This window comes from Uliginosibacterium sp. TH139, from assembly GCF_002855595.1.
In the GTDB taxonomy this organism is placed as follows: Bacteria; Pseudomonadota; Gammaproteobacteria; order Burkholderiales; family Rhodocyclaceae; genus Uliginosibacterium; species Uliginosibacterium aquaticum.
Window position 1 is genome coordinate 41661 of record NZ_PKRR01000009.1, and the last position, 22173, is coordinate 63833.

23 protein-coding genes are annotated in these 22173 nt (G+C 63.7%); 15 read left to right on the forward strand and 8 right to left on the reverse strand.

Annotated elements, in window-relative coordinates; translation table 11 throughout:
- The first annotated feature begins 1 nt into the window (after nt 1).
- From C0V76_RS17100 to C0V76_RS17140, 9 genes are all read left to right on the forward strand, one after another.
- Nucleotides 2–1498, forward strand: coding sequence for a hypothetical protein (locus C0V76_RS17100; RefSeq protein WP_101944115.1), 1497 nt, complete (start codon nt 2–4; stop codon nt 1496–1498).
- Entirely contained in the window at nt 1495–2103 is a 609-nt protein-coding gene (locus C0V76_RS17105; protein ID WP_101944117.1) for a hypothetical protein, read from the forward strand. The genes C0V76_RS17100 and C0V76_RS17105 overlap by 4 nt, the downstream gene beginning before the upstream one ends.
- A complete protein-coding gene (locus tag C0V76_RS17110) occupies nt 2100–2516 on the forward strand; it encodes a hypothetical protein (protein WP_101944118.1) in 417 nt (138 codons plus the stop codon). Before C0V76_RS17105 ends, C0V76_RS17110 begins: the two co-directional genes overlap by 4 nt.
- A complete protein-coding gene (locus tag C0V76_RS17115) occupies nt 2513–3811 on the forward strand; it encodes a hypothetical protein (RefSeq protein WP_101944120.1) in 1299 nt (432 codons plus the stop codon). The genes C0V76_RS17110 and C0V76_RS17115 overlap by 4 nt, the downstream gene beginning before the upstream one ends.
- Complete coding sequence (locus C0V76_RS17120; RefSeq protein WP_143707453.1) at nt 3808–4533, forward strand: prepilin-type cleavage/methylation domain-containing protein; 726 nt, start codon at nt 3808–3810, stop codon at nt 4531–4533. The genes C0V76_RS17115 and C0V76_RS17120 overlap by 4 nt, the downstream gene beginning before the upstream one ends.
- A gap of 41 nt (nt 4534–4574) precedes the next feature.
- Nucleotides 4575–5903, forward strand: a complete 1329-nt coding sequence (locus C0V76_RS17125; RefSeq protein ID WP_101944123.1) for an adenylate/guanylate cyclase domain-containing protein — start codon at nt 4575–4577, stop codon at nt 5901–5903.
- 74 nt (nt 5904–5977) lie between these two features.
- Complete coding sequence (purT, locus tag C0V76_RS17130; protein ID WP_101944124.1) at nt 5978–7177, forward strand: formate-dependent phosphoribosylglycinamide formyltransferase; 1200 nt, start codon at nt 5978–5980, stop codon at nt 7175–7177.
- Between the two features lie 3 nt (nt 7178–7180).
- Nucleotides 7181–7684, forward strand: a complete 504-nt coding sequence (locus C0V76_RS17135) for a GNAT family N-acetyltransferase (RefSeq protein ID WP_101944126.1) — start codon at nt 7181–7183, stop codon at nt 7682–7684.
- Between the two features lie 18 nt (nt 7685–7702).
- Complete coding sequence (locus C0V76_RS17140) at nt 7703–8392, forward strand: DUF4197 domain-containing protein (RefSeq protein ID WP_101944127.1); 690 nt, start codon at nt 7703–7705, stop codon at nt 8390–8392.
- A 1-nt stretch (nt 8393) separates the two neighbouring features.
- Here the strand turns inward: C0V76_RS17140 and C0V76_RS17145 are convergent, their stop codons facing one another.
- The 5 genes from C0V76_RS17145 to C0V76_RS17165 all read right to left on the reverse strand — a co-directional run bounded on the left by C0V76_RS17145 (nt 8394) and on the right by C0V76_RS17165 (nt 13414).
- Nucleotides 8394–9338, reverse strand: a complete 945-nt coding sequence (locus C0V76_RS17145; RefSeq protein ID WP_101944128.1) for an AEC family transporter — start codon at nt 9336–9338, stop codon at nt 8394–8396.
- 46 nt (nt 9339–9384) lie between these two features.
- The gene (locus tag C0V76_RS17150; RefSeq protein WP_216821786.1) at nt 9385–9735 is read right to left on the reverse strand and encodes a VanZ family protein; all 351 of its coding nucleotides are present in this window, start codon (nt 9733–9735) and stop codon (nt 9385–9387) included.
- 4 nt (nt 9736–9739) lie between these two features.
- Nucleotides 9740–10864, reverse strand: coding sequence for a D-alanyl-D-alanine carboxypeptidase family protein (locus C0V76_RS17155; protein ID WP_101944129.1), 1125 nt, complete (start codon nt 10862–10864; stop codon nt 9740–9742).
- Nucleotides 10865–11015: 151 nt separating this feature from the next.
- A complete protein-coding gene (gene dctP / locus C0V76_RS17160; protein WP_101944130.1) occupies nt 11016–11987 on the reverse strand; it encodes a TRAP transporter substrate-binding protein DctP in 972 nt (323 codons plus the stop codon).
- Between the two features lie 257 nt (nt 11988–12244).
- Entirely contained in the window at nt 12245–13414 is a 1170-nt protein-coding gene (locus C0V76_RS17165) for a M20 aminoacylase family protein (protein ID WP_101944131.1), read from the reverse strand.
- Between the two features lie 91 nt (nt 13415–13505).
- Between C0V76_RS17165 and C0V76_RS17170 the strand changes: the two genes are divergently transcribed.
- Together C0V76_RS17170 and C0V76_RS20350 are read left to right on the forward strand one after the other, a co-directional pair.
- On the forward strand, nt 13506–14192 hold the full coding sequence (locus C0V76_RS17170) for an energy transducer TonB (protein ID WP_101944132.1): 687 nt from the start codon (nt 13506–13508) through the stop codon (nt 14190–14192).
- Complete coding sequence (locus tag C0V76_RS20350) at nt 14117–14554, forward strand: NAD-binding protein (protein ID WP_101944133.1); 438 nt, start codon at nt 14117–14119, stop codon at nt 14552–14554. The genes C0V76_RS17170 and C0V76_RS20350 overlap by 76 nt, the downstream gene beginning before the upstream one ends.
- A gap of 53 nt (nt 14555–14607) precedes the next feature.
- Here the strand turns inward: C0V76_RS20350 and C0V76_RS17180 are convergent, their stop codons facing one another.
- Nucleotides 14608–16422: a sodium:solute symporter family protein gene (locus tag C0V76_RS17180; protein ID WP_216821787.1), complete on the reverse strand. Its 1815-nt coding sequence runs from the start codon at nt 16420–16422 to the stop codon at nt 14608–14610.
- 161 nt (nt 16423–16583) lie between these two features.
- Between C0V76_RS17180 and C0V76_RS17185 the strand changes: the two genes are divergently transcribed.
- From C0V76_RS17185 to C0V76_RS17200, 4 genes are all read left to right on the forward strand, one after another.
- Nucleotides 16584–18248 carry a VWA domain-containing protein gene (locus tag C0V76_RS17185; protein WP_101944134.1) on the forward strand — a complete coding sequence of 555 codons (1665 nt, stop codon included), beginning with the start codon at nt 16584–16586 and terminating at the stop codon, nt 18246–18248.
- Nucleotides 18249–18376: 128 nt separating this feature from the next.
- A complete protein-coding gene (locus C0V76_RS17190) occupies nt 18377–18955 on the forward strand; it encodes a sigma-70 family RNA polymerase sigma factor (RefSeq protein WP_101944135.1) in 579 nt (192 codons plus the stop codon).
- Nucleotides 18952–20241, forward strand: coding sequence for a hypothetical protein (locus tag C0V76_RS17195; RefSeq protein WP_101944136.1), 1290 nt, complete (start codon nt 18952–18954; stop codon nt 20239–20241). Before C0V76_RS17190 ends, C0V76_RS17195 begins: the two co-directional genes overlap by 4 nt.
- Before the next feature lie 122 nt (nt 20242–20363).
- Nucleotides 20364–21086, forward strand: a complete 723-nt coding sequence (locus tag C0V76_RS17200) for a flagellar basal body L-ring protein FlgH (RefSeq protein WP_101944137.1) — start codon at nt 20364–20366, stop codon at nt 21084–21086.
- 90 nt (nt 21087–21176) lie between these two features.
- Here the strand turns inward: C0V76_RS17200 and C0V76_RS17205 are convergent, their stop codons facing one another.
- Together C0V76_RS17205 and C0V76_RS17210 are read right to left on the reverse strand one after the other, a co-directional pair.
- The gene (locus tag C0V76_RS17205) at nt 21177–21431 is read right to left on the reverse strand and encodes a hypothetical protein (protein WP_101944138.1); all 255 of its coding nucleotides are present in this window, start codon (nt 21429–21431) and stop codon (nt 21177–21179) included.
- Complete coding sequence (locus C0V76_RS17210) at nt 21428–22033, reverse strand: cell division protein FtsI (protein ID WP_143707454.1); 606 nt, start codon at nt 22031–22033, stop codon at nt 21428–21430. Before C0V76_RS17210 ends, C0V76_RS17205 begins: the two co-directional genes overlap by 4 nt.
- Nucleotides 22034–22173: the final 140 nt, after the last annotated feature.

Here is a 22173-nt window from a genome sequence, read left to right on the forward strand (position 1 = left end):
CATGCTCACCCGCTACCTCCACTATCTCGATCAGGAAGGCCTCACCAGCTACCGTAGCGCTGGCGGACGTCTGGCCTTCGTCGCCCGCCATGCAACGGGCGCCGAGGGCGTAGCGACCTTCTCGCAGTGGCTGCAGACGGCAGACAAGACCACCCACACCCTGCTTGCCAATCTGGCCGACGAAGGCTTCCAGAACGACAGCATTCCCTATGTCGCCGGGAGCGATCGCAAGGCACTCATCACCCGCAAGCTGGCCCAGCAATTCCATGCTTCCCCCTATGTCACCAGCCTCTCGCTGGGACGCGAACGGGAGGGCCGGCGCGACGAGCGCATCCTCTATACCGGCATCACCCGCCCGGGCGCGCTCGATCCGTGGCTGGCCGAGCTCCAAGGCCGCGAAGCGGCGCTGAACGCCCTTTACACTCCCCCGCTGCTGACTCAGGCCCTGCTCGGCCTCCTGCGCCCAGAAGTACCGCAAGGCCTGATCGTCAGCTTCTGCCGGGCCGGTATCCGCCAAACCTATTTCGAGCAAGGCAGCCTGCGCTTCTCGCGCCTCTCGCCGGCTCCGGAGGGGGACTTTTCCACCTGGGGCGAAGCCTGTCTGCGCGAAACCCAGAAAACCCTGCAATACCTCAGCGGCCAGCGCTGGATCACCCGTAACACCCGGCTGCCGGTATGGCTGCTGCTTGCCCGCCAGGACTTCGCTCCGCTGCTGGCGGCCGTCGAGCAGGCGGCCCAGCTCGAATTCCATCTCGTCAATCTGAACACCCTGTGCCAGGCCATCGGCCATCGCGAACAGCTCACCACTTCCGACAGCCAGCCGTTGCTGATGCGCCTCGCCCTGCGCGAAAGCCGCGCCCCCCAGCTGGCGCCGGACGCCAGCCGCCGCATCCATCGCTTCCGCCAAGCCCGTCAGCTGATCTTCGCACTCGGAGTGCTGGCCGGCCTCGCACTCGGGCTCAGCGCACTCAAGCACTACATGGACGGGCGCGAACTACAGCAGCAGCGCAGCCAGCTCCTCGCCGAGATCCAGAGCGAAAACCTCCGCTACCAGCAACTGCTTGCCAGCCTGCCGGCACAGCCCGCACCACTCGATAGCCTGCGTAGCGTGGTCGAAGCCGAAGCTCGTCTGCACACCCGAGCAATCCCGCCGCAAGCCGCACTGCTCCCACTCTCGAAAAGCCTTGAACGCTTTCCGGACATCGAATTGCTGCAACTCGAGTGGGATGCGGGAGATGCCGCCAGCACCACAAGCCCGGCCCGCCTGGTGCTGAACATCAATGCGGCTCTTCCTGTAGCGGCCGCATCCGACCCACGCGCCGCACTGCAGCGCATCCAGGCCTTCTTTGCCGATCTGCGCCCGCGCGTCAACGAACTCGTACTGCAAGAGCAGCCTTTTGACGCGGAATCAGACAAGACCCTGCGCAGTGATGCCGAAACCCTGCGCAAACGCCCCGAGTTCAAACTGCGTCTGGCCATCAGGAAGGAGCAGCCATGAACGCCGAACTGCAGCGCCTCGCCCTGCGTCATCTGGGCGGCAGCCTCCTAGTCGCCCTCATCTGCATCACCCTCGGCGCCACCTTGTTGTGGGCGGCCCGGCATAGCCAGGCCAATGCTCGCGCCAGCCACGCCAGCACCCGCGACGAAGCGCGCCAGCTGCATGAGCGTTATCTCGCAACCCGCCGCGATGAAGCCTTGCTGCGCGAAACCATCGCACGCTTTGAAACCCTGCGCCAACAAGGTCTGATCGGCCCGGAGAACCGTCTCGAGTGGGCCAATGGCGTACGCTCAGCAGCCCTCGCCCTGCGTCTACCGCCACCGGAATTCACCCTCGCACCCCGTCGCAGCCTGGGCAAGATTGACGCCGCCGGCCTCTTCAACCTGCAGGCCAGCCAGATGAAGCTGAGCCTCGAATTACTCCACGAAGGTGATCTGTTGGCCCTTCTCGAGCGCCTCGCCGCCCGGCCGGACGTACTCCTCCACCCGCAGCGCTGCTTGCTCGTGCGCAACAACAACCGTACGGGAGGGGATGGAGGCGGTCTGCACGCCGAATGCGCGCTAGACTGGATAAGCATCACACCGCCAGCCACCGTAGAACCATGACCCGCGTCCGCCCCCTCCTGCTCTCAGCCTTGCTTGCCAGCCTTGCCCTGTTCGGAACCAGGCCCGCCGACGCGCAGCCGGTAGCCACAGCGGAAAGCACTACGCAGGAGAACGGGATCGGGCGCCTCTTCCACAGCCGCCAGCAACGCGCCATCCTGGATGAATTGCGCCGTCGCAATGCCCGCATTGGCGAAGAGCAGGAGTCAGACAGCATCACCTTGCAAGGCATCGTACGCCGCAGCGGGGGCCAGAGCACGGTATGGATCAACGGCCGCGCCCATCACGATCGCGCTCCGGTCGCCGCGCTCGGCGAGCGCTCGGCCAGCGTCTTCGTGGGCGAAGGGAAGACGCGGGAACTGAAGGTTGGTGAGCGCATCCAGCTCGTTCCGGCACCGGAGCAGATCCGGCCATGAAACAACAGCGTGGCTACATCCTGCTTGCCATGCTCGCCCTGCTGCTCGCGCTTGGCGCAGCCTGGACGGTCAGTGCCGTCAATTCCCCCTTGCAGGACTTTGCCCAACGCAGCACTAGTGATCTGCGCAGCCGTCAGCTCGAAGCGCTTGAAGAAGCCCGCATGCGTCTGATTGACCGGGCGGTGTTCGGCGGAAAAAGTCAGGCAGCCAACCCTGGCGCCATGCCCTGCCCGGACACCGACAACAACGGCATCGGTGCAGATGGCACACCCGCGCTAGGCGGCTGGGGGAGCCTGCTCTGCAGCCCCAGCGAAGCCCAGACGGCAGGTCGCTTCCCTTATAGGGATCTACCCGTTCTGAACAGCAGCCGCAGTGAAACCGCGGCCAAAGACGCGAACGATGAGTGCGTCTGGTACGCCATCAGCCCGGTATTCCGCTCGATGAATGTGACCGAGCGACTTAAAGACACCGGTGACAAAGCCCCTATCAACCCCGACACCAAATCCGTCATACAGGTCAATGGAAAACCGGTCATGGCCCTGCTGATAGCCCCGGGCGCACCCTTACTGACGCAGGCGGGCTCGCGCAGCACCGCTACGCCATGCTCCAGCGGCAAGACAAAAGCCTTTCTGGACAGCCTTGACGACATTAGCAATGCTGCCGGCAAGGATAGCGGCAGTATTTCCTACTATGCCGACTCGGCCAGCGTCACCGCCCTCAATACCAGCACCGGCAAATGCATGCCGCGTAGTGCCATCACGGACAGCAGCAAAATCGGTGGAGAGTGCAGCAATGATGTGATCCTTCCCGTGACACGTGCAGACATCATGAAACCGCTGCTGCGCGAAGTTTTGGAGCGACTAGCCAATGAGACCGGCACAGATACAAGTCCAGCCCCCACTCAGATCGGTAGTTGCAGTGCTAGCAGCACAAAATCCATCGACAAGATCATCCCGGCAAGCAGCTCTGGCACACTGGCCACGCTGCGCAGCAAGAACCCGGCATGTTTTGACTTCACTGCCTTCGGCGGCATGACGCTCACTGAAACAAAAATCAAGAATGGTGTCAGCACGACCACGCTTGCCGAAGTCGATAGCGGCAGTGGCTGTTACGACAGCGACTCAACCCAAACACCACTCTGGCTCTGCGCCAACGACTGGTACCGCTTCATCAACTATGACAGCACCGGCAGCGCCCCGAAGCTCTCGATCAAGCTTGATGCAAGTGATCCTGCCAGCTACCGCTGCAGCATCTCCCTGAACAGTGACTCCCCCCGAAAGGCGCTCTGCCAATGACGTCAGCCCGTTCAGCTGCAGGTTTCTCGCTAGCGGAAATGGCCATCACGCTGCTGATCATCACCCTGCTTTCGGCCGGTGCACTGCTGACGCTGCGCATCCAAACCGAACACGGCCGCTTTGCCCAGACCCAGGCAGCCCTGCTCGAAGCCAAACAGGCTCTGCTGGCCTACGCGGCAGCCCAGGGAGCCCTGCCCTGCCCGGCAGATCCAGCCCAGATGGGAGGCACGAGCTTCGGCGCGGCCCGTAGCACTTGCAGCGGCGATCTACGCCGTGGCCTGCTGCCCTGGCGCACCCTGGGTGTTCAGGGGCTGGACGCGTGGGATCAGTACCTGAGCTACGAAGTCTCAAACAACTTCACCGTGACGCCGGGCAAGACCAGCGTGGGCAATATCACGGTTGTGCTCGACAGCAACGACCCCGCCACCGATGCGGTGGCCTTTGCCCTGTGGTCGCACGGCGCCAACGGCAATGGCGCCATCAGCGTGCAGAACACCCTGCGCAGCACACCCACCGATGCCAACGAGATCAGCAACCGCTCGGCCGGCTTCAGCACCCCGCTGCGCGTGGTACTGCGAACCCAGTCAGACAGTTTTGACGATCAGGGGCTCTACGTGTCGCGCTACGTCGTACTCAAGCAGCTGATGGACGCCGGTTTCAGCCTCAGCGACAGCACTTCGAGCAGCGCCAGCAGTGCGGCCAACTCCAGCGCATCACCCTGAGCACGACTGGTCACAGACAAGTCTGCGAGAATAGCGCCCTGATGAGTTCTGCCAGCCTCCTCCACCGCCTTCGCACCGCCGGTATCGACCCGGGGGATAGCGACGAGCTGCGCCTGCAGAAGGGGTTGCTGGCGCTGGTGAGCGGCCTGGTCAGTCTGGCGTCCGGCCTGTGGCTCCTGATTTACTGGCTGCTCGGCCCGCAACTCCCTTCCAGCCTGCCTTTCGGCCTGCAACTGGTGATCGCGGCCAACATGCTGATCTATGCACGCTGGAGCAATTTCGAAGTTTTCCGCACCGTTCTGCTCAGCGTGCTGCTGTTCTTCCCCTTCATGGCCCAATGGGCCCTGGGTGACTCTGTCGCCGCCTCCGGCCTGATTCTGTGGGGCGTGCTGGCGCCAGTCTGCGCCCTGCTCTGCGTGGGTGCGCGTGAGTCGCTGCCATGGTTTGCCGCTTACGTCATTTTCACCCTGCTCACCGGCGCTGCAGATTATGTATTGGCAGATCTTGGGGGGCCCGCCAGCGGTGTTCCACGCAAGGTCTCGGTACTGTTTTTTGCGCTCAACTTCGCCACGCTCTCCAGCATGGTTTATCTGTGCCTGCGCTTTGCGATCACCGAGCGCCGCAAGACTCAGGGCCAACTCGAAGAGGCCCATGCTCGCTTGGCCGTGGAACAGGCCCGCTCCGAGCGCCTGCTGCTGAATATCCTGCCGGCGCCAATCGCGCTGCGCCTGAAGAACTCGGAAGAGACGATTGCCGACGGCTGCGCCGAAGTGTCGGTGATGTTTGCCGACATCGTGAATTTCACCGAGCTCGCCGCCGGCCTGCCGCCGGACGAAGTGTTCAAGGTGCTCAACCACGTTTTCAGCAAGTTCGACGAACTGGCCGAGGCGCGAGGCCTCGAAAAGATCAAGACCATCGGCGACGCTTACATGGTGGCCGGCGGGCTGAACGCCAGCCTCGCCGATCCCTGCGGAGCGATTGCCGATATGGCGCTGGACATGCGTGACTGGCTGGCCGAAGACTCCGCCGTGCAGGGTCGCAATCTGCAGATCCGGGTCGGCATCGGCACCGGCCCGGTAGTGGCCGGAGTGGTTGGGCGCAAGAAGTTCATCTACGATCTGTGGGGCGACACGGTGAATCTCGCCAGCCGCATCACGGGCGAGAGTCACCCGAGCATGATCCAGTGCGATTCCACCACCTTCGCCCGCCTCAAGTACCGCTTCATCTTCGAAGACCCGGTCACCCTGCGCCTCAAAGGCAAGGGCATGGTCAGCGTATGGCGCCTGCTCGGTCGCGGCAGCGAGAAGGGAAAATCGCCCCGCACATCGCGCTTTGAAACCCTCGATATCGACGTCAGCGGCGTAGATTGAGGCAGACCTGCCTCGCTGTCGGCCGCGCAGGTAAAATCCCGCCTTCCCTTTCCCCTCTCCGAGTTCCAAGTACCATGCATATCGGCACGCCCCTCTCCCCCTCCGCCACTCGTGTCATGCTTCTCGGCTCGGGTGAGCTAGGCAAGGAAATCATCATCGCCCTGCAGCGTTTCGGCTGCGAGGTGATCGCCGTGGATCGCTACCCGCACGCCCCCGGCCACCAGGTGGCCCACCGCTGGCACAGCATCGACATGACCGATGCCCAGGCCCTGCGCGCACTGGTGGAACTCGAACGCCCGCACATCATCGTGCCAGAGATCGAAGCCATCGCTACCGACGAGCTGGCACGCATCGAAGCAGATGGCCTCGCGGTGGTGGTGCCCACCGCACGCGCCACCCAGCTCACCATGAACCGTGAAGGCATCCGACGCCTGGCGGCCGAGGAACTTCAGCTCGCCACCTCGCCCTACGCCTTCGCCGATACGATCGATGCGTTGCGCGCCGCGATCCGCCAGGTCGGCTATCCCTGCGTGGTGAAGCCGGTGATGTCCTCCTCCGGCAAGGGTCAGTCCGTAATCCGCAGCGAAGCGGATGTAGACGCGGCCTGGGAATATGCAGCCACCGGCGGGCGAGTGAAGGGCGGACGGGTGATCGTTGAAGGCTTCATCGATTTCGATTACGAGATCACGCTCCTCACCGTGCGCGCCAGCAATGCCAGGGGTGAAATCGAGACCAGCTACTGCGCACCGGTCGGCCATGTGCAGGTACGGGGCGATTATGTCGAGAGCTGGCAGCCGCAAGCCATGCTGCCCGTTGCTCTGCACCGCTCGCGCGAGATCGCTGACAAGGTCACCACCGCGCTGGGCGGCCGTGGCCTCTTCGGCGTGGAGCTGTTCGTGAAGGGAGAGCAGGTGTGGTTCTCCGAAGTCAGTCCGCGCCCGCATGACACGGGTCTGGTCACGCTGGCCTCACAACGCTTCTCCGAGTTCGAGTTGCATGCCCGCGCCATCCTTGGCCTGCCGGTGGACACCAGCCTGCGCCGCCCGGCCGCCAGCGCCGTGATCTACGGCAACATGGACGCCACCGGGATCGTCTTCGAAGATATCGACGCGGCCCTGCAGGTGCCGGAATCGGATCTACGCCTGTTCGGCAAGCCCGAAGCCTTCGAGCGCCGCCGCATGGGGGTGGCCGTGGCCAGCGCCGATGATGTTGAAACAGCACGCGCACGCGCCACCGCCTGTGCCAACAAGGTCAAGCCCTGCGCGGCAGGCTGAAGCATGCTGCAGATCCGGCCGGAAACTGCGGCAGATGTCGACGCCATTGGCCGGATCACGCAGCAGGCCTTCAATGGCCTGCCCCACAGCCAGCAGACCGAGCACTTGCTGATTGCCGCCCTGCGCACAGCTGGTGCGCTGAGCGTCTCGCTGGTTGCTGAAGAGCGCGGCGAAATCATTGGTCACATCGGCTTCTCAAAAGTGTTGATCGGCGGCGAAGAGCACGCCTGGTTCGGCCTCGCTCCGCTGTCGGTAGCACCTGCCCGCCAGCGCAGCGGCATCGGCCAGGCGCTGATCGCGGCGGGTCTGGCCCACCTCGACGCACTCGGGGCCCAGGGCTGTGTCGTGCTCGGCGACCCGGCTTATTACCGACGCTTCGGTTTTCGCCCACAGCCAGGCCTGGTCCTTGCCGACGTACCGGCCGACTACTTCATGACTCACACTACCTGCGTGCCCTGCCCCCAGGGCAGTGTCAGCTTCCACCCTACTTTTGCCCTCTGCGGCTAAGCTCTCCGGAGAACCTCCATGCGCTTCAAACACCTCGTCTGCAGCCTTCTGCTTGCCGCCACAAGCAGCCTCACCCATGCCAGCCTGCTGGACGCCTTCTCCGACAAGGACGCCACAGGCGGCATGCGCGAAGCGCTGGCCCAGGGCGCAAGCATGGCCGTGAAACAGCTCGGGCGCGAAGATGGCTTCCTCGGCAACCCCAAGGTGCGCATCGAACTGCCCGCCAACCTGCAGAAAGCCGAGACTGCGCTGCGCATGATGGGCCAGGGCCAGACCATCGATGAACTCGAGACCAGCATGAACCGTGCGGCCGAGCAAGCCGTACCGGAAGCGCAGGCATTGCTGCTCGCCGCCGTGAAGCAGATGAGCGTGCAGGACGTGAAGAACGTCCTCAGCGGTGGTGAAGACTCTGCCACACGCTACTTCCGCGAGAAGACCAGTGCCGAACTCGGCAAGCGTTTCCAGCCCATCGTCAGCCGGATCACCGGCAAGCTGGCAATCACCCAGCAATACAACTCACTGGCGGGCAAGGCCGCCGGCTTCGGCCTGCTCAAGCCGGAAGATGCCAGCGTGGAGCAGTACGTGACAAAGAAGGCCCTCGATGGCCTCTACCTGATGATTGCTGAACAGGAACGTGCCATTCGCGAGAACCCCGCCCAGGCCGCTGGCTCACTGGCGAAGAAGATCTTCGGAGCGCTGGGGAACTGACTCAGCCCAGCGCCTCGATCACGGTCAGCACCACCGGCGTAGTAACTGCCGCCAGCAAGGTGGACAGCACCATGCCGGCCGCCGTAGGTGCCTCGAAAACCTTGAACTGGCGGGACATCAGATAGACGTTCACGCCCATCGCCATCGACGAGAGCAACACCACCACCTGCGTTTCCATTTTCGGCAGGCCCAGCCCCCAGGCCAGCAGGCCCACCACCAGCGGCAGCACGATGAGCTTCATCAGGCAGACCGTGAGGCTTTGCGTCAGGCCTTCGCGCACGCTGTATTCGGCCAGGCCCATGCCCAGCACCACCAGTGCCATAGGCGTGGCAGCAGCGCCGACCATGGCCAGCGGCTGGGCCACGAGATGCGGCAGCGGCAGGCCGGTGAGGCCATACAGGGTGCCGGAGACGATCGCCGCGACAATCGGATTGGTGATCACGCTGCGCGCCGTCTTGGCAAAACCGCGCACGGAGAATTCGCCGTGCTGCGCCCATTCGATCGACACCGTGACCAGGGTCCACAGGGTCAGCGCATTGAATACCAGCACCAGTGCCACGCTGGGTAGCGCCGCGTCCCCCAGTGTGGCCTTGGCCAGTGGCAGGCCCAGCATCACGTTGTTGGAGAAAATGCAGCCGAGCGCAAAGATCGAACCGGAGACTCCGTCCAGATGAAAAATCCGGGCCGCCATGACACGCCCGAGCACAAAGACGATCAGCGCACCGCCAAAGAAGGCAATCAGCAGACGTGCATCCACCGCCGGCAATTTGGAGAAGTCGCTCATCGTGTGGAACAGCAATGCCGGCAGGGCCAGGCCAAACACGAAACGGGTCAGCGCATCGGCCACGCTGCGCGGCCAGCCCCCCCAGCGCACGATGGCGTAGCCGGCGAAGATCAGCACAAAGAGAGGAGACGCGGCGGCAAGACGATCGAGGAAGAGCTGCATGGGAGCGACCAGAGAGGCGAACCTGATTTTACGCCGTCAGCAGCGCTCAGGCCCGGGTGCGTCTTCCCCACAGGCGTAGCAGCGCCAGCCCCAGCAAGGCACCAACGAGATCCGCCAGCCAGTCATCCAGGCCAGCAAAGCGCCCGGGCAGTCCCGCCTGATGGAATTCGTCTGCTGCACCGATACCCAGAGCGATCAACAGCGCCAACCACGCGGGCAGGCCCAGGCCGCCCCGCAGCAGCAGGGCCAGCACGGCGAACAGGGTGAGATGGGCCAGCTTGTCCCACGGCGCCGGAATCAGGCCGGCGGCCTCGGGCTGGGCTCCACCGGCAAACAGCGCCAGCAGCATCAGACCAAGAACCAGCGCAGCCAGCACCTGGCGCGGGGAAACTTTCACTGGATCAGGCAAACCACAGGCGGATGCTGTCGATCAGGCGGCGCCACCAGCTGCCCTGCTCCACGGCCTGCAAGGCGGTAAGTGGATATTCGGCAAGAGCCTGGCCATCGAGCATGAGGCGCACGCTGCCAATCTGCTGCCCAGCAGCCACCGGAGCGATCAGGCGTTTTTCGAGCGTGATTTCCTGCTTGATCTCGGCAGCCTTGCCGCGTGGCAGGGAGATGTAGCGGTCAGCCGCAAAACCGGCCAGCACATGCTGGTTCGCCCCCTTGAAGACTTCCACCGTGCCAAGCGACTGACCGATGCTGAAGAGTTTGGGGGTATCAAAGTTCAGCAAGGCCCAGTCAAGCAGCTTGGCCGACTCACGCGCACGCTCTTCCATACCGGTGGTGCCGGTAACGACCGAGATCACCCGGCGTCCGCCACGCTTGCTGGAGGCCACCAGGTTGTAGCCGGCCGAGGTTGTGTGACCGGTCTTGAGGCCATCAACATCCGGATCGCGGTAGAGCAGGAGATTGCGGTTGTCCTGCTTGATCTTGTTGTAGAAGAACTGCTTGATCGAATAGATCGGATAGAACTCTGGGAAATCGTGAATGATGGCTTCGGAGAGCTTCACCAGATCGGCCGCAGTGGTGTACTGGTTGGCCGCGGTGAGGCCATTACTGTCCATGTAATGGGTGTTGAGCAGGCCAAGGCGCTGCGCCTCGCGGTTCATCATGGCAACGAAAGCCTCTTCGCTGCCGGCAATCGCTTCGGCCAGCACCACGCAAGCATCGTTGCCGGACTGCACGATCATGCCCTTGAGCAGATCATCCACGCTCACCGGCACCTTGATGTCGACGAACATCCGCGAGCCCTCCTGCTTCCACGCCTTGATCGACGGCGTGAGCAGCTGATCGAGCTTCAGGCGCCCTTCCTTGACGGCCTTGAAGCTGAGGTAGGCCGTCATCAGCTTGGTCAGCGAGGCCGGCTCAATGCGCATGTCAGCCTGATTGCCACCCAGCATCTGGCCACTTTGCATGTCGTAGATGGCATAGCTGCGCGCGGCAACTTCAGGCGGCTGCGGCAGAGCGGCGAAACTGGCAAGAGGAAGGCTAAGGCTGGCTGCGAGCAGCAGACGACGGAACATGGGTTCTCCGGAAAACAGGAATGAATTGAGGGGCGGGCCCGGGGCGCCGCGATTTTACTCCCGGTGGGATAGCCTGAGCCGTGAGGAGTTCCGCGTCGCAGCAATAAAAAAAAGCCGGCGCAAGGCCGGCTTTTCACGGAAGAGGCAGAACTCAGATGCGGGTCGTCATCAGCTTCACGAGCAGATCGCGCGTCGCCGGATTGTCCATGTAAGGGCGATAGACCACTGCCACACGCGAGAGCAGCACGCTGCTGTCGCCGTATTCGACGAACTTCACGCCTTCCTTTTCAAGGCGGGTACGGGCCTTGGCCAGACGCTGGTTCCAGATGTCGCGATCGAACTTGGCCGACTCCTGCCCGGCTGCGCGCACAGCCTCGCGCTGGGCGGCCGGGAGACGATCCCACCACACCTTGGACACCACCAGAGCCTCGAACTGAACGATGTGGTTATTGTTCAGGTAGAAGTAACGGGCACGCTTGTAGTGGCCTTCGGATTCGTACTGCAGCAGATCGTTTTCGGCGGCATCGATCTTGCGCTCGTCAAAAGCACTGTTGACCTCCTTGTACTCCAGCTGCAGCGGGGTGCCACCCAGAGAGCTGACCAGATTGGTCAGATCCTTACGTGCCGGCACACGGATCTTCACCTGTTTCAGCGCAGCAGGAGAGTCGAGCTTTTCACGCGAGTAGATGGCACGGCTGCCACCGTCGTACCAGCCGAGAAGCACCATGCCGTTGGCGGCCAGACGCTTTTCCATATCCTGCCCCAGCTCACCCTCGAGCAGGCTGAACATCTGGCGCGAATTCTTCAGGATGAAGGGCAGGCGCATCACTTCAGCCATCGGGGCCACCCGGCCCACCGCACCGCCGCTCAGCACAGCCACGCCGACGTCACCCTTGCGCACCGACTCAAGCAGCTTGGCCTGATCCTTACCCGCCGAGATCGGCAGGATTTGCGGCGCGGGCTGGCCAGTAATGGTCTGCACGCTGTCGAGGAAGCGCTGCAGCGCAACCGTGCTGGGATGATCCTCGACCTGCGGCGACCAGGCGCCAGGCGCGGCTGCGGCAAAGGCGCTGCTCAACAGCAGAGTGCAGGCAAGGGACAAACGGGCGATCGATTTGGACATCTGGCAATCCTTCCACGGCAAAGCTGTGACTTAGTGCGCGAAGTATGCCAAACACTAGGGGTTAACCCCAAGCCCTTTTCCGATGAACGGACGCCGCCCTTGATCCCGAACAAATCCTTTTCAAACAATCACTTGGGTATTAACCCAAGCGTTTGCAGACTGCTTCAAGCAGCCTGCAAAGCCTTGCCCGTGGCGGCATTCCGGGCATTCGCTCGGAATAAATGCAAAATCGGTAAAGATTCGTTACGACGCCTGTCTCAAGAGGCCAGCAGATGGTGAGCCAACTGCACCCAATAGCTGGCGCCGAGGGGCAAATTGTCATCGTTGAAGTCGTAATGCGGGTTGTGCAGGGTGCAGCCGCCCTCACCCGGGCCATTGCCGAGCCATACGTAGCAACCGGGGCGGTGCTCGAGGAAGCAGGAAAAATCCTCTGCCCCCATGCTCGGGCGCAGCCCCCAGTCCACATTGTCCGCTCCGACCAGAGCGGTTGCCGCCGCCCGGCAATGCTCCGCTTCAAACGGAGTATTCACGGTCGGCGGATAGCCCCCCTCGTTGAGCTTGGCCTCGATTTTCACGCCATACGCAGCGGCAATCCCGTCACACAGGCGCTGCAAGTGCTGCCAGGTGGCCTCGCGCACCTCGCGCCGCAGGGCCCGGGTTGTGCCACACAGGCGGGCCTGGTGCGGAATCACGTTGTAGGCATCCCCCGCTTGAAAGCGTGTCACTGACACCACTGCGCCATCAAGCGGATCGGTGTTACGTGCTACCACGGTCTGCAGCGCCCCCACCAATGCCGCGCCCGCCACCAGAGGATCTGCCGCCAGATTAGGCATCGCGGCATGACCACCATGGCCGGTAATCAGAATGTCGAAACGATCTGCACTGGCCATCACCGGCCCCGGCGTGATGCCAAAGCGGCCGACCGGCATGCCGGGCCAGTTGTGCAGGCCATAGATGGATTGCACCGGAAAACGCTCGAAGAACCCGTCAGCAATCATTGCGCTGGCACCGCCACGCCCTTCCTCTGCCGGCTGGAACACGAAGACCAGGCAGCCATCGAAATTGCGATGCTGGGCAAGGTACTCCGCCGCGCCGAGCAGCATGGCGGTATGCCCGTCATGGCCACAGGCATGCATGCAGCCGGTGTGCTGCGAGCGGTGGGCGAAAAGATTGGCTTCGGCGATCGGCAGCGCATCCATGTCAGCACGCAGACCGATGCAGCGCTCGGACGTGCCAGCACGCAAAACGCCGACCACGCCGGTCTGGCCCACGCCGCGATGCACTTCGAGGCCCCAGCGCTCAAGCAGGCTGGCCACCAGATCGGCAGTGCGGGTTTCTTCAAAGCCCAGTTCGGGATGGGCGTGGAGATCACGCCGGATCTCGATCAGCGCGGCATGGCGTGCGGCGATTTCAGGAAGGATCTGCATGTTGGGGCGTCCTGGCTTCTGTCTTCAGCCGCAGGGAATTGCGCTGCGGCATGGATTTGTAGTGCCCCGAATCTTACACTCGCGGCTCGCTATGAAGCCCGCGCCCACCCCTTCCGCCCTGCCCTCACGGCCCCCGTCCGGGCGCCTGCGCTGGTCTTTTGCCTGGCTCATGGCCTGCCTGCTCACCAGCGGCATGCTTGTCCTGCTGGCCGGGATGAATAGCCCGCAAGTACTCCGCAAGGCGGCGGACGCACTGCAGGTAAGCTTGCTCACGGAGCCGGCACCACCTTCCTCCGCCCGACAGCCTCTGGCCACGCCCGCCGCGGCCTCCGCCGGACAGACACCCGCCCCGACACTGACCGCTCCAGTTGCAACGCCTGCTGCGCAACGCCCCGTCGCCGGATCCGACTCGGCCGCCGTGGGCACTGCTGCGCTCAGCGAAGCAGAGCCCACCGCACCGGCCCACGCCGCCTCGGCAGCCACCACCAGGGAAGCGTCCGCGCCAGTCCGTAGCCTGGCTCAACGCTGTCCGCACCAGGTAAAGCCGGTTTTCCCGCCTCTGGCCCTGGAGGATGGCGTGGAGACCGGCCGCGTCACCGTGCGCCTGCATCTGGACAGCGAGGGTCGGGTGCGTGAAGTCAGCCTCGTGGAGGCCAGCCCACAAGGCTATTTCGAAGCGGCCACACGCCGCGCGGCCCTGCAGTGGCGCTGTCTGCCACCGGCCGAGGCGGGCGAAACGCTGCGGGTGCCCTTCGAGTTCGGGATCGCTGCACACTGAGACTGACGCGGCTGAATGCACCTGGCGGGTGCTACGTCTGGCAGACCGGTGACGCCACCGACGACGATGAGTTGATCAATGCCGGCATCGAGCGTGCTCATGGCGTGTTTGCCGTTACCAATGACGAAGCCCAAAATATGATGATCACATTCACGGCGCGTCAATTCACCGAGTACCACGCCCGCTCACTCTGGGAACTGAGCCTGCGCAGCCCGGAATACATCCTCGTGGCGATCCGCGTAGGACGCGACTGGCGCTTCAATCTACAGAACGACTTCGAACTGCAACCGGGCCATATCCTGGTTGCGAAGGCCACACTGGCAAGCCGGTACGAGTTCGAGGCCGCCGTGGGTGGCATCTGACGCCAAACGCAAGAAAGCCGCCCGAAGGCGGCCCCTATCATCCTGCAAGCGCTTCAGCGCAGCGCTTGCACAGTCATCCGCTCATCCACAGTCCGGATGGGTACATCCGCCTCTCGATCATGCCGCCCGATTCTGGCCGAACGCGTCAGCGCAAAACCTATTGCCAAAACAGCCAGCGCGCAGAGCAGGAAGGTCATCCGCCCCCATAAGGGGTTCGGAATCAGCAACATAGCCAGCATGCCGACACCGCCAACCGTTACGATACGGCCCAGCTTGCTGCGCTGATGCAGGTCGGCCTCGGTAGGTCGATCATCCGACAGCTCCGGCCGCTCCAGATCGGCAAAGAAGGCGTCCGTCTCGCGCTGCACCGGCGTTTCCTCACGCTTGTAAAACAAAGTGGTGAGGCAGAAGAAACCGCCTGTCAGCACCAGATGCGCAGCGATGTTGATCATCACCGAGAGATCAGCCATCTCGCGCCTGGTAAAGGCAATCCCCAGCCACTCGGCAAGCAGCGCCGGCTTGAGCCAGCTCACCAGCATCCAGGATACGCACAGCCCCACCACCACCGTGGCCCAGGGCGCCCACTTCGGCGTACGACGGACGAAGACGCCGAAGAACAGCGGCACCAAGATAGGCGATTGCAGCAGCGTAGCCACTTGCATCATCAAATCGAATAGCGACAAATGCTTGAGCGACTGGAAGAACTGCGCCATCAGGATCACCAGGATGCCGTTGACGATGGTGACCAGCTGCCCCACGCGCAGCAGCTGGGCATCCGTCACATCCCGCTTCTTTGCCAGGATTGGCTTGAAGAAAGAGCGTACGAAAATGCCTGAGTTGCGGTTGAGCGCCGAATCCATGGAGCTCATGGTGGCCGCGAAGAGGCCCGCCAGAAGCAGGCCGACCGTTCCCAGCGGCATGAACTTCTCGGCAAAAGCCAGATACACGCCATCGGCAGCCTTGGCGCCCAGTTCAACCGCGTGGAGGCTTGCTGCGTCCGGCATCAGCGAAGCGGATACCCAGGGCGGTACGAACCAGATGAAGGAGCCAATCAGCATCATGCCCAGCGCCATCAACGCAGCCTTGCGCGCATGACGCGAATCCTTGGCGGAAAGGAAACGGTAGGACTCCTGCAGATTGTTGATGCTCTGCATCTGCTTGACGACGAAGAACAGGAAAGTTCCCACGGTCAGCAGCGGGTAGTTCATGTCCGGCCCTGTCACAAACCCGCCGGGGAAGTTCGCCACCATTTCGCCCGGGCCACCCACCGCGATCAAGCCCACCACCGCACAGGCAATCGACAGCACAGCCACGATCAGCGATTGCACGAAATCACTGGCCACCACACCCCAGGCTCCGGAAAGCAGAGAGATCAGCAGCACCACGAGGCCCGTGCCCCAGATGGTCAGCACGATATCCACCTTGAATACCGCGCTGACAAAGATGGCCAGGCTGTTGAGCCACACCCCTGCATTGATGACAGAGAGCGGAATGATCACCCAGGTGAAGAACTGCTCATTGCCCGGCCCGAAGCGCCGCCGCACACCCTCGGTGGGCGTATCCACGCGGATCTGGCGCATGCGCGCCGAAAACCAGGCCCAGGACACGGCATACGCAATCACGTTGCCGACGAATACCGCAATTGCTGCAAGCCCATCGCTATAGGCCTTGCCCGCCGCGCCGGTAAAGGTCCAGGCGGAGAACTGGGTCATGAAGGCCGAGGCGCCCACCATCCACCACAGCATCTTTCCACCGCCACGAAAGTAGTCACTCGCCGAATTGCTGGCCATTTTCCGGAAAGCCAGACCGATGCCGATCATGAAGGCGAAATACGCCAGCACGACGGCTGCATTGATATCCAGATTCATTAAAACACTCCTGCCCGATATGAAATCGATGTTGCTTAAGGGACCGGACTCTGCGGACGGGGTTCCAGAAAAGTTCATCTCCAGCTCTATTTCTGGATCTGGATCAACCCCGTTTCATCGCCTCGCCCGTTTCAGTCTCACCCCCTCAACGGAGCCTGAACATGAAGCCACGCCTTGCATTCGCCCTCCTCGCCACCCTCCTGGCAGCCTGCGTCAGCACCCAATCCGAAAACCCACCCTCGTCACAGACTGCAACAAACACACAGGCCCCCAGTGATCCGGCAAGAACGCCGACAGCGCCCCCCGCGCCTGCTGCCGCCAAAGTGGCCGAAACACGCTCAGTCAGCGCCGACATGGTCCGCATGATCGCCATGCCGGCGCCCATTCTGATGCAGGCGCCAGCACCGGATCGCGAACGCTATGGCGCGCTCACAGACAACCCGGTGAAGCGGGTGGCGGAAGCCCCGGTCTCCACCTTCTCCATAGACGTGGATACCGGCAGCTACAGCAATGTGCGCCGCATGCTGAACGCCGGGCGCCTGCCGCCTGCCGACGCCGTGCGGGTCGAAGAGCTGATCAACTACTTCCCGTATGACTACGCTCAGCCACAGGATGGCCGCCCGTTTGCGGTGCACACCGAACTCGCGCCGGCGCCGTGGAATTCCGAGCGGGTGCTGCTGCGAATCGGCATCAAGGGCATGGATGTAGCCAAGGCCAGCCTGCCGCCCGCCAACTTGGTTTTTCTGGTCGATGTTTCCGGCTCGATGAACAGCCCCGATAAGCTCCCGCTGCTCAAGTCTTCACTGAAGCTGCTGGTGAATGAACTGCGCCCGCAGGACCGCATTTCCCTCGTCACCTACGCTTCGGGCACTCAGGTGGTGTTGCCCCCGACTGCGGGCAGCGACAAGGCCACGCTCATTGCCGCCATCGATGGCCTGCGTGCCGGCGGCAGCACGGCGGGCGCCTCAGGCATCCAGCTCGCTTACACGGCTGCGCAGCAAAGCTTCATCCCGAACGGCATCAATCGCATCCTGCTCGCCACCGATGGCGACTTCAACGTCGGCCTCAACGACACACGCCAGCTCAAAAGCCTGATCGAAGAAAAGCGCCAGAGCGGCATCTCGCTCTCCACGCTGGGCTTCGGCACAGGCAACTACAACGAAGCCATGATGGAGCAGATTGCCGATGTGGGCGACGGGGCGTACTCCTACATCGACAGCCTGATGGAAGGCCACAAGGTGCTGGTGAACGAGATGACGTCCACGCTCGCCACCATCGCCCGCGATGTGAAAGTGCAGATCGAATTCAACCCGGCCGTGGTGCGCGAGTACCGCCAGATCGGCTACGAAAACCGCCAGCTGGCACGCGAGGATTTCAACAATGACAAGGTCGATGCCGGCGACATTGGCGCGGGGCATACGGTCACAGCGCTGTATGAACTCACCCTAGTCGAGGGCAAGCCCAGTGTGGATGACCTGCGCTACGCACCGCAGCCGCCACGCGAAGGCCCACTCGCCAATGAACTGGGGCATCTCAAGCTGCGCTACAAGCTGCCCGCAGCCTCCAGCAGCCAGCTGATTGACTTCGCCCTCCAGCGCAGCGCGATCAAGCCGCTCGCCGCCGCCAGCAGCGAGTTCCGCTTTGCCACCGCCGTGGCCGGTGTCGGCCAACTTATGCGCGGCGGCAAGTACACCGGTGACTGGGGCTACGCGCAAGCGCGCGCGCTGGCTGCAACGAATCTGGGCCAGGACCGCTTCGGCTACCGTGGTGAATTCCTGCGCCTGCTGGATCTGGCGACGGCACTGGGGACGAGACCGGTGCAGTAAGCGTGCGGCCTTGGGGCGCGAGCCGATGCCGGAGCGAGCAATCCCTCGACCAGCGCAGGGCAGGCTTCCAGTCGCGCGCAGCCAGAGGCCGCGCCTACAAGAGGAAAGGCGCGGTCTATACTCGCGCCATGAGCACCGCCGCCCCCGCCGATCTCGCTGCCCTGCCCGATGAAGACCTGATGCTGCTGGTAGCCAGCGGCATCATCGAAGCACCGGCCACCGAGCTGTTCCGCCGCCACAACCGCGCCCTGTTCAACTTCATTGCCTGGCAATGCCAGGGCAATCTCGCTGAGGCGGAAGACATCGCCCAACGCAGCTGGGAGAAGCTCATGACGCGCTGTGCCGATTACCGCCCACAGGCCGCCTTCCGCACCTTCCTGTTCCAGATCGCCCGCAACCTGTGGCTGGACCTGCGCCGCTCAGCGGGCGAGAGCCTGCGCGAAGAACTCGACGAGCAGCAGCCCGACATTCCCGCCGACTACCTCGATCCGGAGGCTGAACTGGCCCTGCATCAGGATCTGGGGCGGGTGCATGAAGCCCTGCTGGCCCTGCCCGCCAATCAACGCGAAGTGGTGGTACTGCGCTTCTTTGCCGAAATGAGTCTGGAAGAAGTTGCGCATACCGTCGGCGAAGGTTTCGAAACCGTGAAAAGCCGCCTGCGCTATGCCTTCGCCCGCCTGCGCCGTGAGCTGGAGGGTGCCACGTGAGCGAGGCCTGCGAAGACTTCCTGCGCGGTCAAGGCCGCCTCGCCGGCCTGCTCTGGGAGCTGCCGCCCTATGAGCCGCCGGCCAGCCTGGAAGCCCGCTTCCTCGCCGCCGCCCGGGCGGCTCAGGCTTCTGCAGGCGCGGCCTCTGGCCGCTCCTCCGCAAACCAGATACCCCCCGCCGCATTTGAAGCCCCGCCGCAGATGGCTGCCCGTTTCGGTCAGCTTGCCGCTACGCTGGAGGCCGCCCAGGCGCCACGCCGCGAGGCCGTACTGACCCAGATTGCCCAAGGCGAAGCGCCACAGGACGTGCTCGGTGCGCCGATCCAGCCTGCCACCGCAGCCTGGCTCCAGGCGCAGGCTGCCAGCAAAGCCCCGGTACGAGCAGCCAAGCCTGCCCGCAAACCAGTGCTCTGGGGCTTTTCCTGGTTCGATCTACGCCTGGCCGCACTGGCTACCGTGCTGGCGGCGGTCAGCACCCAGTGGCTGCAGCAGCATGCGCCCTCCTCGGTCGAGCTGGCCCTGCTCGAAGCCTTCCAGCGGACCCGCCAGCCTCTCGCTGAAGCTCAGCCGGATCAACCGCAGAACCCGCTCAGCGCGGCTCGTGCAAAATCGATCAGACCACCTGCCGCCCTGCCCGCTGCCCCGCCACCGCCGGCCCCCGAGCTGGCCCGCGAAGAGATCGGCCCGCCGGCACATCTGGTGACACCGATCGAACTGGCCAACCCGTCCACCGCAGAATCCATCCATGCTCAGCAGGCGGAAAACCGGGCCGCCGCCCCAGTCATTAGCAGCGAGCAGCTCCGCGAGCACAGCCCGCTCGCCGATGCACAACCCGCCCCGCTGATGGCGGCAAGGAAAGCAGCGCCCCCCGCCCCGCGCCTGGAGGAGGCCAGCCCCCCGCCACCCGCCTTGGCTGCGGCTGAAAAGCAACTCGCTGAACCGAAGCCTATGGCCTCAAGATCCGCGCCCCTCGTCGCCGCGCCGCCCCCGGCCAAACCTGCAGCCCCCATGCCGGCAGCCTCCCCATCCACCAGCAGCGCTGGCCCGGCGCGTATCGAGGCCTCCCTCCAGGACGATCCCGCCCTCATCGCCGCCCGCCTGCCAACCCGCCCCGCCAGCCACAGCTGGCTGGTCTTCAGCGCCACACCGGCCGCACCCGAAGTGCAGGCCTGGCTAAGCAAGCTGCGCGCCGCCCTGTCCGCCAGCCCGGCCCTGTTCGAGCCGCGCCTCGACCCACGCCTGCCGCCCGGCCAGTTACGCATCGTAGTGCCGGCCGAGGCTCCCTGACGCGCTGCGCGAGATTGCGCCGCATCAGGGGGAGCGAATCTTGATCGGTCTTTTAAGGCCACAACACCTTTTAACGTTTCTGAATCGGAAAATACGCGCCTGTGTCACCCTGAACGCGCGCAATGAGAAGCAGATTGTCCGGCCCCACCAGCGGCCTGAAATACACGCAATGGACCGCCGCAACCCTGCTCGGGCTGAGTGCCTGCGCTCAGGATCCGTCCCTGGTGCGCGGCCCCACGACCAACCGGCCGCAGGCCCAGATGGCCAGCGTGGAGCGCACCGTGAACCCAGGCTCGATCTTCCAGCCTGGCAACCCGAACGGCATGGTGATGTTTCAGGAAGAGAGCAAACCGCGCCGCATCGGTGACAGCCTGAAGATCGACATTTCCGAATCGCTCAGCGCCAGCAACAAAAGCACCACCACCACCAGCCGCGCCAACAAGGTCGCCACCAAAGGGCCGGGTGGGGCGGACACGATGAGCAGCCTGATCAACCAGATCATCAACGCGGATCTCAGCGCCAGCGGCAGCGATTCCTACCAGGGCTCGGGCAAAGCCGAAAACACCAGCAAGCTGCAGGGCAAGCTGGCCGCCTCGGTGGTCAATGTGCTGCCCAATGGCAATCTGGTCGTGGCCGGCGAAAAAAGCATCGCCATGAATGGTTCAGTCAGCACCCTGCGCTTTTCCGGCGTGGTGGATCCGGCCGATATCAAGGCCGGCCGCACGGTCAGCTCCAGTGATGTGATCGATGCCCGCCTGGAGCAGCTTGGCTCCGGCCAGCTCAAGGACACGGAAGGCCGCAGTGGTCTGCAGCGCCTGCTCACCGACTCCCTCACCATCTGGTAAGCAGGGCTCACAATGCAAAAGCCCGCGAGCGCCGCACACGCGGCAGCCCACGGGCCTATAAGAAGTGGCAAGCGTCAGGCGCGCGCCGGATCACACCTTGCAGTCGACGACGCTTCCAAGCGTACGCCCGCCGCCTGCTTCTGCCGAATTGGGGCTTGCCGGCGCAATCATCGCGGCGGCCGAAGAGCTCGCAGTCTTGCCGGCAGCGGCCACATTGCTTGAGGCCGGACTGACGCCGGCGGACGACGCAGCGGCGGCCTTCGGGCTCTCGGTCGTGCGGGCCGCACGCGGCATGCTGCTCACCGGATCGCGGAAAGCGGCGCTGACAGAACTGATGGACGTCATGGTTTCTCCTTTTGCTGGTTGGAAAACGCGGTCTGCACCGAGCCGGCGCCTGGCGCTGAGAGCCGGCTGGATGAAGTCTGGCGAGGTTCGCTGAGCCCGTTGGCAATGGCCTTCACGGAAGGCGACAGCTTCTCGCGGGTACTGGCCCATTTATCGAATCCCATCATGCCCAGGCGATAGCTCGCAGCAGCCAGCACCCGGCCCTGCTGGCGCAGCTCGACGCGGGCAGCGCTCATGTAGGGCTGGTACTCGCTGGAAAACAGGGCCTTGCCCCATTCGAGCTGAGCCATGTAGTGAATCGAGTGGCGACAGGTCTCGGGCAGCACGGTTTCATACACCCGGCTGCGGACCCCGTTTTTCTCCAGCTCGGCCTGCAGGGCTGGCACAAAGTCCGCCAGCGCAACCGCGCGGTTCAGTTCGATGCAGGCGCCGTCAAAGCGCTCATAAGCATGGATCACCGGGCTGTCGGGCTCACTAGGCAGCAGCACGGATGCATTACTCACGGTGAGCGTTGCCAGCTCCAGCGCCTTGAGTGCCGGGCTCGGCGTCATCACCACACAGGCATTCAACAGCAGGGCCGGAATCAAACAGCACGCACGCACTTTCAGAGCTCCCGAAACAATCATTGGCAAGGTTTGTTGAGCCGATCTTAGCGGTCAGGCAGGCCCTTCCCGAACGGGTTTTGCGCCGTTTTACGCCTTTCTGAAATAGCGGCAAAGCCTGCCGCAGCAAGGCGGCAAGG